Origin of the sequence: Pseudomonas ceruminis (assembly GCF_021602025.1) — a bacterium.
Lineage (GTDB): Bacteria > Pseudomonadota > Gammaproteobacteria > Pseudomonadales > Pseudomonadaceae > Aquipseudomonas > Aquipseudomonas ceruminis.
This window is the reverse complement of the sequence record NZ_BQHW01000105.1, coordinates 1-255: the sequence shown is the minus strand read 5'-3', so window position 1 is coordinate 255 and position 255 is coordinate 1. Positions and strand designations below refer to the sequence as shown.

Here is a 255-nt window from a genome sequence, read left to right as displayed (position 1 = left end):
TTGGGGTACGGTTCCCAGTTATCTGAAGCTTAGGAGCTTTTCTTGGAAGCATGGCATCAACCACTTCGTCGCCTAAAGGCAACTCGTCATCAGCTCTCGGCCTTGAAATCCCGGATTTGCCTAAGATTTCAGCCTACCACCTTAAACTTGGACAACCAACGCCAAGCTGGCCTAGCCTTCTCCGTCCCTCCATCGCAATAACTGGAAGTACAGGAATATTAACCTGTTTTCCATCGACTACGCTTTTCAGCCTCG

At 49.4% G+C, this 255-nt stretch carries 1 rRNA gene; it reads right to left on the bottom strand.

What is annotated here, in order from left to right:
• Positions 1-255 (bottom strand): 23S ribosomal RNA (locus L6D80_RS30015); the annotation flags it as partial.